This window comes from Actinoallomurus sp. CA-142502 (genome assembly GCF_050936355.1).
GTDB classification, from domain to species: Bacteria; Actinomycetota; Actinomycetes; order Streptosporangiales; family Streptosporangiaceae; genus Actinoallomurus; species Actinoallomurus iriomotensis.
The window spans coordinates 690,987-703,502 of the sequence record NZ_JBNJMY010000001.1 but is presented as its reverse complement, the minus strand read 5'-3'; the positions used below and the strand labels follow the sequence as shown (position 1 = coordinate 703,502).

The window sequence follows — 12,516 nt, the reverse complement described above, 5'->3', positions numbered from 1 at the left end:
ACGCGTATCCCCGTGCGGTAACGCCTGGCGGCGCTGTCACCTGCGGTTTCCACGTTCTTCCGTACCCCCGCGACGGCCCGATGAGGCGGCGGTGGGAGCGCTTCGCCCGCGAGATGGTCGGCGACCAGCGCGTCCACGAGCGCTCGCGGGGCGCCGAGCGCTTCCGGCACGAGACGGCCGGTACGCTCACCGTCGCCTACGACATGCCGACCGCGCTGGACGGCTCCGGCCGGCGCCTGTTCGTCCTGACTCCCTCCGACGAACCCTGCGAGCGCGTCCTGCGCGCCCTCGTCACGGCCCACGCCGGCGCCTTGGGCGCCGTGGTGTGGCACCGCGACGCCGGGCAGTCGGTGACGGCGGGGCGGACCGGGTGGGACGCGGGGTCGTTGGCCTGGATGGCCAGGCTCACCAGGGACTGCAGCAGGAACAGGTCGCCTTCGGTGTCGAGGTGGACCTGGACCCAGCCGGTGTCCGCGAAGACGTCGACGCGGCCGGAGGCGGAAAGCGCGGTGTCGAGACGGTCGATGACCGGCCCGGTGAGGAAGACCTCGGCCAGGTCGTCCCGATGGAGGTGGAGGACCTGCAGGCCGTGCAGGGCCAGGGCGCGGCCGGGCGGATGCTGCACCCGGCACTCCGTCAGCGGCCAGTTCTGGAATCGATCGATCACCAGGTCGGCGTACGAGATCGGGCGGTTTCCCAGGCGCATGAAAGCCAGCGTGGCCGATCACCGCCGCGAACCGGCGATCAGCGGGCGTCCTGGTGCGATTCCGCCCGTTCCAGGTGCCTCCCGGAATTCCTGGTGCGTTCCTGGAATCCCCCCGGACGGCCCGGCCGGATTAGTGCGACGACGTCGCGGACGGTTGGATGTACGCATTCGGCGCCGAGGAGGACGCATGCTGACCGTCGACATGGTGAGGGCCGGAGCACGCCGGCATCGGGACCGCGTGGCGATCCGGTACGGGGACCGGTCATTGACGTTCCGCCAGGTCGACGAGGCGGCCAACCGGATGGCCAACGTACTCCTGGGCATGGGCGTCGAGCCGGGCGAACGCGTCGGGCTGCTGCTCGGCAACGGGCTCTGGACGGTGCCGCTGGACTTCGCGTGCCTCAAGGCGCGGGCGTGCCGCGTGCCGCTGAACGCGCGGCTGTCGGCGGAGGAGCACGCGCGGATGCTCGCCGACGCCGGGGTGCGCACGCTGGTGCACGAGTCCGCGCTGACCGGACGCGCCGACGAGCTGAGCGAACGCCTCGACGGGCTGCGCACGCTCGGGCTCGGCGACCTGCTGGAGCAGACGCACGCGGCGTCGGCGGCCGATCCGCGTCTGCCCGCGCGGCCCGACGACGTGATCCTCGCCCTCTACACCTCCGGCACGACGGGCACGCTCAAGGCGGCGCAACATACCCAGGCGAGCTATGCCGCGATCGTCGCCAACATCATGGCCAACCTGGTCAGCCCGGCGCCCGACGACGTGATGCTGCACGCGGCGCCGCTGATCCACGCGAGCGGCACGTTCGTGCTGCCGTTCTGGCTGCGCGGCGCGCAGGCGGCCGTACTCGACGGCTTCGACCCGCAGGCGTACCTCGCGGCGATCCCCGAACACGGCGTCACGCACGCGAACCTCGTGCCGACCATGCTCCAGATGCTGCTGGCCGCCGGTGGCGCCACCGCGGAGACCGGCCGCCTGCGTTCGGTGATCTACGGCGCCTCGCCGATGCCGCGCCCGGTCATCGAGGAGGCGATGGCGGCCTGGGGCCCGATCTTCACCCAGTACTACGGGCAGACCGAGGCTCCGCTGTGCCTGTCGGTGCTGCCCGCCGCCGACCACGTCGGGCCGGACGCGCCGCTCGGCTCGTGCGGGCACCCGTCCGTGGACGCGGAGATCCGGCTGGTCGACGAGCACGGCGCCGACGTGGCGGACGGCGAGCCGGGCGAGATCGCGGTACGCGCGCCGTTCGCGATGGCCGGTTACCTGAACGCGCCGGAACTGAACGCCACGACCTTCCTGGGCGACGGCTGGCTGCGCACCCGCGACGTGGCGCGCTTCGACGACCGCGGCTACCTCTACCTGGTCGACCGCACCTCGGACATGATCGTCAGCGGCGCGTACAACGTCTATCCGCGGGAGGTCGAGGACGCTCTGCACTCCCACCCGGCCGTGGCCGAGTGCGCCGTCGTCGGCGCGCCGGACGAGCGCTGGGTGGAGGCCGTGGTGGCGTTCGTGGTGCCCCGGCCGGGCGTCACGGTGACCGGCGCCGAACTCACCGCGCACGTACGGGCCCGGCTCGCCGGGTACAAGGTGCCCAAACGGGTGGAGTTCGTCGCGGCGATCCCCAAGAGCGGTGTGGGCAAGGTCCTCCGCCGGGCGTTGCGCGACCCGCTCTGGGCGGGCGTGGAGCGTACGGGAGGGGACCGATGATCCGCGTCGAGCGTGCGGGCGCGGTCACCACGGTGGTGATCGACCGGCCCGAGGTGCGCAACGCCGTCGACCCCGAGCACGCGGCCGAGCTGTACGCGGCGTTCACCGCCTTCGACGCCGACCCGGAGGCGAGCGTCGCGGTGCTGTACGGCGAGGGCGGCACGTTCTGCGCGGGAGCGGACCTGAAGGCCGTCTCGGCGGGCCGGTTCGACGTGGCCGCGCCGGAGGAGTCCGATCGCGGCCCGATGGGTCCGACGCGGCTGCGGCTGTCCAAGCCGGTGGTCGCCGCCGTCGCCGGCCACGCGGTCGCGGGCGGCCTCGAACTGGCCCTGTGGTGCGACCTGCGCGTCGCCGAGGAAGATGCGATCTTCGGCGTCTTCTGCCGCCGCTGGGGCGTACCCCTGATCGACGGCGGCACCGTACGCCTGCCGCGCCTGATCGGCCTGAGCGCGGCCATGGACATGATCCTCACCGGCCGCCCGGTCGGCGCGCAGGAGGCCTCCCGCCTGGGCCTGGCCAACCGCTTGGTCCCGGCCGGCCAGGCGCGGGAACGCGCCGAGGAGCTGGCGGCGGAGATCGCCCGCTTCCCGCAGCTCTGCATGCGCCACGACCGCCTGTCCGCCTACGAGCAGGCGGGCCTGCCGGTGGAGACCGCGATGGCGAACGAGTGGCGCCACGGCGAGGTCGCCCTCGACGCCGAGGCCCGCCAGGGCGCCACCCGCTTCGCGAAGGGCAGCGGCCGGCACGGCGACTTCGACGCCATCTGAGCGCATCGACCCCGGACGCCCTCGCGGCCGAGGCCGACCGCCTCTCCGTCCACGTCCAGGCCGCGACCTCCAGGCTCCGCGCACGCCGGGACCGCCTCTCGGAGGGAACGGCATGACGGACCCGGACGAGAGCCTGATCGTCGAGAGGTACCGCGCGCTGCCGCGCATCCTCCCGCCGTCCTACCGGCCGGCACGGGAGGAGGAGATGGTCGCGGCCTTCGCCGAAGGCATGGGCGACACGGAGGAGGAGCGCCTCGGCCGGCCGGCGCCGGGCGAGACGGCCAGCGTGGTCGCGCTCGCGGTCCGCCTCTGGTTCGGCGGCGTAGGCGCGCCTCCGCGCCTGCTCGCCTTCGGGCAGACCGTCCGGCTGTACGCCGTCCTCGGCGTCCTCGCCCAGGCGGTCCTGGCCGCCGCGGGAGCGCTCGGGCTGCTGACCACCGTCTTCTTCGGATCCGACGAGGCGCGAGAGGTCCTGCGGACGGCGTACGGCGAGTCGGGCTCGATCGACGCCGCCGCGCGTGTCGCCTGGCACCTGCTGGACCTGCTCTGGATCCCCGTCTACGTGGCGGTGGTGCGCGGGCATCGCCGTGCGGCACGTCTGCTCGCGGTCCTCGCCGCCGTGCCGCCGCTGCTGCGGTGGGCCATGCCGTTCGTGTGGCCGTGGCACGTCGTGATCCTCGCCCTGGCCACCGTGCTGCTGCCCGCGCCGGCGCTCGCGGTGGCGTTCCATCGGGACGCGCCGGCCGTACGCCCCCTCGGCGGGCTCGCCGCGCTGCCGGTCGGCGCGGTCGCCGTCTTCGCCGTGCCCTGGCTGGTCCCGAGCCTGATCCCGGACCCGGACGGCGTCTGCTGCTGGGTCGCGCTCGGCACCGGAGTCGTCTGCCTGCTCCGCTCCCGGTCGTCGGCCGACGGCGAGGCCGGGCACCGTTCGGCGGCCGTCGCGCTGTACGCGACGCTCGTCCTCATCGTGCGGCTGTCCTCGACCGACGTCGGCGACGCCGTTCCGTACGCCGATCTCATCGCGTACGGGCAGGCCGCGGCCCTGCTGGTCCTGGCCTGCGCGCTCGCCGTCCGCACGGCCGTGGGTCAGCCGTGGCGGAGCCAGCTCCGGGTGGCGCGGCGCAGGTGACCGAGCCGTGACGTCGGCCCGTGCGCGGACCTGCGGGCGCTCAGGACGGCCGCCAGACCCGCCTTCGGAGCGGGCACGTCGGCCGCCGGTGTGGAAGCCGCGTCCCCCCGTGTGACCGCCACCGGCGGGAAGTTGACCGGCAGCGAGTGCAGCGCGCGGTGGAACGGGCCCGGTCGCCACTTCAGCATGTGCGCCGGCACGGCGAGTTCCATGTCCGGCAGGGCGTCGAGAACCTTCTCGATGGCCGCCGAGGCGATGAGGCGGGCCTGGCCCTGGGCCGGGCAGGTGTGCGGGCCGGCGCTCCAGGACAGGTGAGCGCGGTTGCCCCCACGGTGGTCCGTGGCCAGGGCCGGGTCGGTGTTCGCGGCGGCGAGACTGATGACGACCGGCTGGTCCTTCGGCAGCGTCACACCGCGGAAGTCGACGTCTTCGGCCGGGTAGGTCATCGCGAAGTTGGCGAGCGGCGGGTCGGTCCACAGGATCTCGTCGAGCGCGTCCTCGACCTGGAGGTTGCCGCCGGACAGGTCGCCGGCGAAGCGCTCGTCCGACAGCAGCAGCCGCAGGCCGTTCACGATCAGGTTCTGGAGCGGCTCGGTACCGGCGCCGAGGAGGGTGAGGATCTGGTGCATCATCTCCTCGTCGGTGAGCTCCACGGGGTGCTCGGCCAGCCAGGAGGTGACGTCCTGGGCGGGTTCCCGCCGCTTGAGCCGCACCAGCTCCAGGACGGCGTCCCGCATGATCTCGTTCGACTGCTTGGCGTTGACGGTGTCGAAGATGCCGCTCATGCCTTGCACGAGACGGTCGCCGATGTCCGGCGGGCAGCCGAACATCTCGTTGAAGACCAGCAGCGGCAGCACGCGCGCATAGTCGGCGACCAGGTCGCCGGCGCCCCGGCCCGCGAAGCGGCCGATGAGGATCTCGGCGCTCTTCTCGACGTACCCGCGCAGCGCGAACAGGTCGACGCGGTCCAGGCTGTCGGTGACGGCCAGCCGCAGCCGGCTGTGGGCGGCGCCGTCGGCGTGCCGGCAGTTCGGGCGGTACATCATCAGCGGCAGCACCGGGCAGTCCTCCGGCACCGTCTGCTGCCAGCCGCGCGGGTCCTTGCGGAACGTCGTCGGGTCGCGCAGCACCCGCAGGGCCTCGTTGTACCCGGTGACGAGGGAGGCGGGCACGCCCGGGGACAGGTCGACCGGCACGATGGGGCCTCGCGCGCGCAGGCGCTCGTACACGGCGGGCGCCTCGTCGGCCAGCTGGTACAGCGGGTACCGGTCGCCGTGCGCGGGGCAGCCCGGCGGCGGGGTGCCGGCCGGTGACGGATCGCCGTTCACGCGGACTCCCGCTTCTTGCTCTCGATCAGGTACTCGACGAGCGAGATCAGCGCCTGGGTCGAGGACGCCGGGTCGCGCGCGTCGCACCTGACGAGGGGCGTGGTCGGCAGCAGGTCGAGTGCGTCGCGCAGCTCTTCCTCCGGGAACATCGGCGCGCCGTCGAACTCGTTGATCGCCACGGCGTACGGCAGGCCGCGCTCCTCCAGGAGCGTCATCACGTCGAAGGATTCTTCGATGCGACGCGTGTCGGCGAGCACCAGCGCGCCGAGGGCGCCGCGTGCCAGATCGTGCCACAGCGCCTTGAAGCGCTCCTGGCCCGGCGCGCCGAACAGGTACAGCACGAGGTCGTCGCTGAGCGTGAGGCGGCCGAAGTCCATGGCGACCGTGGTGGTGGTCTTCTCCGGCACACCGGTCAGGTCGTCGACGGCCTCGCCGACCTGCGTCATCTGCTCCTCGGTGCGCAGCGGTTTGATCTCCGACAGCGCTCCGACGAGCGTGGTCTTGCCGACCGCGAAGTGCCCAACGATCAGGATCTTCACGGAGTGGCGCACGCTCTCGCGCACGTACAGACGGTCAGAGACGAGCGCGGAGCCCATCCAATACCTCCCTGAGCAGATGGTCCGACGGCTCGGCGGGCTCGGCAGCGGACGCGCGGGTCACGATGTGCCCGCTGTCCACGAGGTCGGACAGCAGAACCTTGGTAACGCTGACGGGCAGTGCGAGATGGGCGGCGACCTCGGCGACCGAGAGTGCGCCGCCCTGACACAGCTCCATCACCTTGCGTTTCTCCGGGCTCAGCCCGGCGACCTGGGTACGGCTCGCGATCACGAGAGTGACCAGGTCGAAGATGTTGCGGGTCGGGTGCGCGCGGCCTCCCGTGACGACGTGGGGCCGGACCAGCGCACGGTCGTGCCGCGGCGGGCTCACCGGACGCCGCCCAGATCACCTCTCGGCGGGGTGGTGAGCTCCTTGCCCAGACGCTGCACGAGCTCCTGCAGCCGGAAGGACACGGCCTCCATGTCGACGTTCTCGGTGGCCGAGACGGCCAGGTACGCGCCCGGGCCCGCGGCGACGAGGAAGACGTACCCGTCGTCGAACTCGGTGACCGTCTGCCGCCACGTGGTCTCCGCCTGGCTGCAGAACTCCGCCGTGCTCCGGGCGAGCGACTGCAGGCCCGCCATGCCGGCGGCGTGGCGTTCGGCGTTGTCCACGCTGATCCGCTCGGAGTGGGCCATCAGCAGTCCGTCGGCGGAGAGCAGCACGGCGTGGCGCGTCTCCGGCATCTTCAGGGCATCGTCGAGCATCCAGCCGAGCTTGTTGGTCGCGGCGTCGTTCATTCCGGCGATTTCCCTTCGGAGTCATGCGAGACGGTGGCGCGGCCGGACCTGGTGCCGCGCTGCCAGGCACCCAGCCCGGCGGCGGTCTGCCGGGCCGGACGGACGGGTTCACCGGGCGGTACCGAACCCGGCTGCGGGGCCGGCCGCCCTGGCGCGGCCGCCGGAGCCGGCGGGGCCGCGTTCGTGTTGTGGTCGGCCGTGGACACGCGGCGCCGGCGCGGCAGGCCGCCCGCGGTCAGCGACGGCTGCTGCTCCACCGGGGCGCCGGAGGGCTCAGGCACCGGCTCACGCCGGGCCGGCGCGGGCGCGGGCGCCGCGACCGCGGCCTTGGGGCGGTCCTCGATGCGGGTCAGCAGCCCCGTGGGCAGGAAGACCACGGCCCGCACGCCGCCGTACGGCGAGCGCGTGTCCACCGAAACGTGGAAGCCGTACCGGGCCGCGAGCACGCCGATGACGGCGAACCCGACCTGCGGCGGGTCGCCGAGCCGGTTGATGTCCACCGTTTCCTGACCGGCGAGGAGGCGTTCGGCCCGCTTCAGCTCCTCGGTGGTCATCGCGACGCCCGCGTCGTCGATGACGATGGCCATCCCGTTGTGCGCCGGCTGGAAGTTCACCTCGACCGGGGTGTTCGGCTGCGAGTGCCGCGCCGCGTTGTCGAGCAGTTCGGCGAGGGCGAGCACGACCGGCTCGACCGCGCGGCTGACGACGGCGTCGCTCACCTGGGAGTGGACCTGGACCCGGAGGTAGTCACGGATCCGGGAGGTGGCGCCGCGTACGACGTCGGTGAGCGGTGAGGCGGACCGCTGCAGGCCCGGCCAGGATCCGCAGAGCACGGCGCTGACCTGGGCGCGGCGGCCGAGCTGCGCGTTCATGTGGTCGATCTTGAGCAGGCCCTCGAGCACGTCCGGGTCGTCGTGCTGGGCCTGCATCCGGGAGATCGCCAGTTGCTGTTCGTTGGCCAGGCTCTGCACGCCGCGCATCATCGCCTTCAGCGTGGCCTTGGCGGACTCGTCGGCGCGCGCCTTGGCCCGGCCGCCGGCCTCGGAGAACATCTCGATGACCTTGTCCAGATGCCGCCCGTACGGGACGTCGCGCAGCCGGGGGTTCAGCGGGCCCGGAACGTCGACCGGCCGGCCGTTCAGGGACTGGACCAGGGCGGGCAGGCGCGCGGTGACCAGGTGTGCGATCTCGTTCTCCCGGACGCCCACACCGCTTTCGAGCAGGCCGATCCGGTTGCGCAGGCGCTTGGTGGTCTGCCGCTGGCGTACCAGCATGGCCACGACGACGAATGTGACCACGGCGAGACAACACACCGCTGCCACCAACAGTTGTTGCTCCATCAGATCCTCGCGGGCGGTGAGACTCAAGACAGGAACGGTTGTCGGGCCGGATCGGTTACGGGGTCGCTCCGCCGGTCCGGGTGGGAAGACACCCATGCCGCCCGGTCCGGACGAAAGCGCACTGTTCTGGTCACATCCGCGTGATCTTACGACCCCGGCGAGCAACGTTGGGGCCATTCCGCCCACTTGGGTGGCGTCTCCCCCTATATAGGGAGGTCGGCCCCGGGGCGATGCCGGGTGACGGTCGGTGGCGAATCCGCCGGGGTAAATAGATTCACGTGCACCATCGGGAGGCCGAGAACCTCTTCCGCTCACCGTGGCGACCGGGTCACATGTGGCGATTGACCCCGATCCTGTACATCGTCGCCATCGTGGTGGCCGACGCCCTTCTGCCCGCCAACGTCCACCTCGGCCCGCTGCTGGCGGTGGCCCCGGCCCTGACCGCCATGGTCGCCGGCCCGTGGACGACCGCCTTCTCGGGGCTGCTGGCGCTGCTGGCGCTGCTGTTCGCCGGGCGGCTGCGCGGCGGGCTGAGCACCCTCAACCACCAGGTGCAGATCAGCGCACTCGTGCTGATCACGTGTTTCCTGGTGGTCTACTGCCTGCTCCGCGACCGGCGCCAGCGGGAGCTCGCGCAGGTCCGGTCGGTGTCGGAGGCCGCGCAGCGCGTCGTGCTCCGCCCGATGCCGGCCCGGATCGGGCCGCTGCGCGTCGCCTCGGTCTACATCGCCGCGGCGGCCGAGGCCCGCATCGGCGGAGACCTGTACGCCGTCGCCCGCACCGACGGCGCGAGCCGCCTGCTCATCGGCGACGTACGCGGGAAGGGGCTGGCGGCGATCAGCGACGCCGCGGCCGTGCTGTGCGCGTTCCGCGAGGCCGCGCACCGGTGTGTCGGCCTCCCCGCGCTCGTCGGCAATCTGGAGGAGAGCGTCACCCGCAACCTCGCCGAACTCGGCGGCACGGACTCTCCGCACGCCGTGGAGTTCTTCATCACCGCCGCGGTGGCCGAGGTGCCCGACGACGAGCCGGTGGTACGCCTGATCAGCCGGGGTCACCCGCCACCACTGGTGCTGCGCGGACGGCGGGTGCTCAAACCACGGTTCCAGGACCCCGCACCGCCGCTGGGGATGACCGAGCTGATCGCGAGTGACCACTCCGTGGAGACCCTGCCGTTCCGCCCCGGGGACCTGCTCGTGCTCTACACCGACGGGGTCATCGAGGCCCGGAACCGATCCGGCGCGTTCTACCCGCTCGCGGAGCGTCTCGAGTCATGGCAGGACGGCGATCCGGAGGCACTGGTCCACCACCTCCGCACCGATCTCCTCGCGTACGTGGGCGGCCGCCTGCCCGACGACGCCGCCGTGGTCGTGGTCGAACGCGCCGACCAGACACCGGACGTCGGGCCCTTCCCCGACCTGTCCACCTACTGACCTCCGCCGCCGCGATGAGTTCCGGCCGGGTCGGGAGTCTGTACCGGTGACCGTCCCAGGACGTCGGGCGCCGCCGCCCGGCACGAGACACCACGGAGAACACCATGACGATCACGCCGGACGACCCGACCACCGCGCTGCCCGGCCGCCCGCCCGTCGTCGACCTGGCCACCTGGCAGGCCGCCCGCGACGAGCTCCTGGTCCGCGAGAAGGCCCACACCCGCCAGGGCGACGCCCTGGCGGCGGCCCGCCGCCGGCTGCCGATGGTGGAGTTCGACGGGACGGTGGAGGTCGTCGGGCCCGACGGCCCGGTCCCGTTCCTGGACCTGTTCCAGGGCCGCGACGAACTCGTGGTCTACAAGCACATGTGGCACGACGGCGCGCCGCACCAGGGGCAGTGCGAGGGCTGCACCAACATCGCCTGGCACCTGAAGGACGCGGTCTACCTCAACGCCCGCGGCGTCTCGTTCGCCATCGTGACCACGGGCCGGTGGGAGGAGGTGGCCCCCTACGTCGAGTTCATGGGCTACACCCAGCCCTGGTACTCGGTGCGCGACGTGGACGCGCCGATCGGTGGGGACATGGGATACCTCACCTGCTTCCTGCGCGACGGCGACCGCGCGTTCCTCACCTACTCCACGACGGGCCGGGGCAACGAGGCGGTCGCCGGGTTCTTCAGCCTGCTCGACATGACGCCGTACGGCCGCCGCGAGGCCTGGGAGGACCAGCCCGAGGGCCGGCCCGAGGGACGGCACGCGTGCTGGTACTGGCGCTCGGACGCGGACGGGAACGCCACCTGGGGCCCGACCAGCCGCCCCGTCCCCCAGTGGACCCGCCCCGGCGCGACCCCGGTCCAGACCCTCGGCCGGCGTGACCACGACCACTGACGCGACGGCGCGGAAGGGGTCAGGGGCGTTCGGCGCGGAGGGCGGCGAGAGTGTTCCAGGCGCGGGTCGCCAACTGGAGGTTGAAGTACGTGTCCGGGTCGGCCAGGTCGTGGCCGGAGATCTCGCGGATCCGGCGCAGGCGATACTTCAGCGTGCTGCGGTGGATCGCCAGCGCCGACGTCGTCGCCTCGTAGCTGCGCCCGCACTCCAGATAGCGGCTCAGCGTCCCCACCAGCCCCGACCCCTTGCGGGCGTCGTAGTCCAGCAGGTTCCCGAGCCACTCGCGGACGAAGCCCTCGACCGTCGCGGGTTCGCCCACGTCCGCGAGCAGCCGGTACACCCCCAGCCGGTCGAACTCCGTGGCCTGGTGATCGCCCGTGACGGCGGTCTGGAGCCGCAGCGCCAGCCGGGCCTCGTGGTAGGAGCGCGGCAGGTCCAGCGGCCGGTCGTACGCCCCGCCGACGCCGATCCGGCACAGGCCGCCGCCCAGTTCCCGGCGTACGGCCTCGCGGAAGCGCGACCACGGCCGGTCGGTGTCGGACAGCACGACCACCTCCCGGCCCCGTACGGCGAACAGCGAACCGACCCCCGTGTCCCGCATCGCGGCGGCGACGGCGCGCCCGAACCCCTCGTCGACCGGGCCCACGACGACGATCACCCGGTGCGGCCGCCGCAGGTCGTAGCCGAGGGCGTCGGCGCGGGCCAGCACGGTCTCCTCGCTCGCGCCGGACAGGAGTTCCTCGACCAGGTCACGCCCGAGGCGCAGTTCGGCCTCGGCGACGTTGTGCAGGTGGGCGAGTTCGAGGCCGAGGACGGTCGCGGCGTGCTGGAGGGCGACGCGTTCGGAGCGGCCGGCCGACTCGCCCGGGTCGATCAGGGCGAGCAGGCCGAGAACGTCGTCGCGCGGGCCGGCCGTGACGACGAGACGGTCCTGGCGCCGCAGGGGCCGGGACGAGCGCAGCGCCTCGTTCAGTGTCCGCTCGCGCGACTCCCACGGCTCCTTCGGATACGGGTCGGGGCGGCGCGGCCCGGCCCAGGCCCGCAGGTTCCCGTGCCGGTCCTCGACGGCGATCGGGTACCCGGTCAGCTCGTGCAGTGCGATCGCGATGCCCTCGGGCCCCTCGCCCGCCGCCGCGACGCGGGTGAGGCGCTCGTGCACGGTCGTGCTGAACTCCAGTTCGGCGACGGTCTCGGCGAGCGCGGCGTTGGCGGCCCGCAGCCGTTCGGCGTCGGCCCGCTGGCAGGCCCGCTGCCGGGCGCCGGCGATCGCGATCCCCGCCTGCTGGGCCAGCACCCGCAGCAGGAACTGCTCCGCCGAGGACGGTTCGCCGCCGGCGCTCGCCACCAGGTAGCCGAGATGACCGTCGAGGCTGCGCAGCGGGAACGCCCACGCCCACCCGCGTCCGAGCACCGCCACCGGCCCACCGGCCACGCTCAGCACCGCGAACTGCGTCTCCAGATCTCCCCGGGCGTCGGAGGTGGCGTGCACGCCCGGCACCGCCTGCCAGCCGCCGTCGGTGAGGTGGACGCCCTCCAGCCGGCACTGTCCGAGCGAGGGCACGGCCGTGGCCGCCAGCCCGAGGATGTGGTCCTGATCGTCGCTCTCGCTCATCACCATGGACAGGGCGAGGAGTGACCGCATGCCGGACAGTTGATCCTGCGGGGACGGGCCGGGCGGCGACTCCGGGATAATCGGCATCGCGACGCACCCCCCGTCCGTCGCGTGGCGGCGCGGCGGGTCCGGTCGCAACCCCAGAAAGCGCGATGACCAGCCATTTCCCCCCTCTTACCAGCATAGGTACCCAGTTTGTGCACCACCGGCCCCCAGGACCGGGATCACTGATCGTTTCGGCCCCCGGGGACACCCGTCAGGTCGGAGTA

General features: G+C 72.9%; 12 protein-coding genes. 5 read left to right on the top strand and 7 right to left on the bottom strand.

Annotation, left to right across the window (positions count from 1 at the left end):
* Window positions 1-196: 196 nt before the first annotated feature.
* Window positions 197-706, bottom strand: a complete 510-nt coding sequence (locus tag ACQEV1_RS03865) for a luciferase family protein (protein WP_433391230.1) — start codon at window positions 704-706, stop codon at window positions 197-199.
* Between the two features lie 187 nt (window positions 707-893).
* On the opposite strand from ACQEV1_RS03865, the gene ACQEV1_RS03860 reads away from it, so the two are divergent.
* The 3 genes from ACQEV1_RS03860 to ACQEV1_RS03850 all read left to right on the top strand — a co-directional run bounded on the left by ACQEV1_RS03860 (window position 894) and on the right by ACQEV1_RS03850 (window position 4,313).
* Window positions 894-2,417 carry a class I adenylate-forming enzyme family protein gene (locus ACQEV1_RS03860; protein WP_285635342.1) on the top strand — a complete coding sequence of 508 codons (1,524 nt, stop codon included), beginning with the start codon at window positions 894-896 and terminating at the stop codon, window positions 2,415-2,417.
* Window positions 2,414-3,184 carry a crotonase/enoyl-CoA hydratase family protein gene (locus ACQEV1_RS03855; RefSeq protein WP_433391227.1) on the top strand — a complete coding sequence of 257 codons (771 nt, stop codon included), beginning with the start codon at window positions 2,414-2,416 and terminating at the stop codon, window positions 3,182-3,184. The genes ACQEV1_RS03860 and ACQEV1_RS03855 overlap by 4 nt, the downstream gene beginning before the upstream one ends.
* A 112-nt stretch (window positions 3,185-3,296) precedes the next feature.
* Window positions 3,297-4,313 carry a hypothetical protein gene (locus ACQEV1_RS03850; protein ID WP_433391224.1) on the top strand — a complete coding sequence of 339 codons (1,017 nt, stop codon included), beginning with the start codon at window positions 3,297-3,299 and terminating at the stop codon, window positions 4,311-4,313.
* On the opposite strand, the gene ACQEV1_RS03845 is transcribed toward ACQEV1_RS03850, so the two are convergent.
* The 5 genes from ACQEV1_RS03845 to ACQEV1_RS03825 are packed head-to-tail and all read right to left on the bottom strand — an operon-like array spanning window position 4,271 to window position 8,345.
* A complete protein-coding gene (locus ACQEV1_RS03845; protein ID WP_433391221.1) occupies window positions 4,271-5,641 on the bottom strand; it encodes a cytochrome P450 in 1,371 nt (456 codons plus the stop codon). The two genes, ACQEV1_RS03850 and ACQEV1_RS03845, sit on opposite strands and share 43 nt — an antisense overlap.
* The gene (locus tag ACQEV1_RS03840; RefSeq protein ID WP_285635331.1) at window positions 5,638-6,237 is read right to left on the bottom strand and encodes a GTP-binding protein; all 600 of its coding nucleotides are present in this window, start codon (window positions 6,235-6,237) and stop codon (window positions 5,638-5,640) included. Before ACQEV1_RS03840 ends, ACQEV1_RS03845 begins: the two co-directional genes overlap by 4 nt.
* A complete protein-coding gene (locus ACQEV1_RS03835) occupies window positions 6,215-6,568 on the bottom strand; it encodes a DUF742 domain-containing protein (RefSeq protein ID WP_285635328.1) in 354 nt (117 codons plus the stop codon). The genes ACQEV1_RS03840 and ACQEV1_RS03835 overlap by 23 nt, the downstream gene beginning before the upstream one ends.
* On the bottom strand, window positions 6,565-6,978 hold the full coding sequence (locus ACQEV1_RS03830; protein ID WP_285574754.1) for a roadblock/LC7 domain-containing protein: 414 nt from the start codon (window positions 6,976-6,978) through the stop codon (window positions 6,565-6,567). The genes ACQEV1_RS03835 and ACQEV1_RS03830 overlap by 4 nt, the downstream gene beginning before the upstream one ends.
* Window positions 6,975-8,345 carry an ATP-binding protein gene (locus ACQEV1_RS03825; protein ID WP_433391215.1) on the bottom strand — a complete coding sequence of 457 codons (1,371 nt, stop codon included), beginning with the start codon at window positions 8,343-8,345 and terminating at the stop codon, window positions 6,975-6,977. The genes ACQEV1_RS03830 and ACQEV1_RS03825 overlap by 4 nt, the downstream gene beginning before the upstream one ends.
* Window positions 8,346-8,659: 314 nt before the next feature.
* Between ACQEV1_RS03825 and ACQEV1_RS03820 the strand changes: the two genes are divergently transcribed.
* Together ACQEV1_RS03820 and ACQEV1_RS03815 are read left to right on the top strand one after the other, a co-directional pair.
* Window positions 8,660-9,748: a PP2C family protein-serine/threonine phosphatase gene (locus ACQEV1_RS03820; protein ID WP_285635321.1), complete on the top strand. Its 1,089-nt coding sequence runs from the start codon at window positions 8,660-8,662 to the stop codon at window positions 9,746-9,748.
* A gap of 104 nt (window positions 9,749-9,852) precedes the next feature.
* Window positions 9,853-10,635, top strand: coding sequence for a DUF899 domain-containing protein (locus ACQEV1_RS03815; protein ID WP_433391211.1), 783 nt, complete (start codon window positions 9,853-9,855; stop codon window positions 10,633-10,635).
* A gap of 19 nt (window positions 10,636-10,654) precedes the next feature.
* On the opposite strand, the gene ACQEV1_RS03810 is transcribed toward ACQEV1_RS03815, so the two are convergent.
* Complete coding sequence (locus ACQEV1_RS03810) at window positions 10,655-12,334, bottom strand: PucR family transcriptional regulator (protein ID WP_433391208.1); 1,680 nt, start codon at window positions 12,332-12,334, stop codon at window positions 10,655-10,657.
* Between the last annotated feature and the right edge of the window lie 182 nt (window positions 12,335-12,516).

Excerpts from the sequence above, each read along its gene's own strand:
- ACQEV1_RS03855 (WP_433391227.1), top strand. The coding sequence starts at position 2,414 with ATGATCCGCGTCGAGCGTGCGGGCGCGGTCACCACGGTGGTGATCGAC.
- ACQEV1_RS03840 (WP_285635331.1), bottom strand. The coding sequence starts at position 6,237 with ATGGGCTCCGCGCTCGTCTCTGACCGTCTGTACGTGCGCGAGAGCGTG.
- ACQEV1_RS03830 (WP_285574754.1), bottom strand. The coding sequence starts at position 6,978 with ATGAACGACGCCGCGACCAACAAGCTCGGCTGGATGCTCGACGATGCC.
- ACQEV1_RS03860 (WP_285635342.1), top strand. The coding sequence starts at position 894 with ATGCTGACCGTCGACATGGTGAGGGCCGGAGCACGCCGGCATCGGGAC.
- ACQEV1_RS03815 (WP_433391211.1), top strand. The coding sequence starts at position 9,853 with ATGACGATCACGCCGGACGACCCGACCACCGCGCTGCCCGGCCGCCCG.
- ACQEV1_RS03865 (WP_433391230.1), bottom strand. The coding sequence starts at position 706 with ATGCGCCTGGGAAACCGCCCGATCTCGTACGCCGACCTGGTGATCGAT.
- ACQEV1_RS03850 (WP_433391224.1), top strand. The coding sequence starts at position 3,297 with ATGACGGACCCGGACGAGAGCCTGATCGTCGAGAGGTACCGCGCGCTG.
- ACQEV1_RS03810 (WP_433391208.1), bottom strand. The coding sequence starts at position 12,334 with ATGCCGATTATCCCGGAGTCGCCGCCCGGCCCGTCCCCGCAGGATCAA.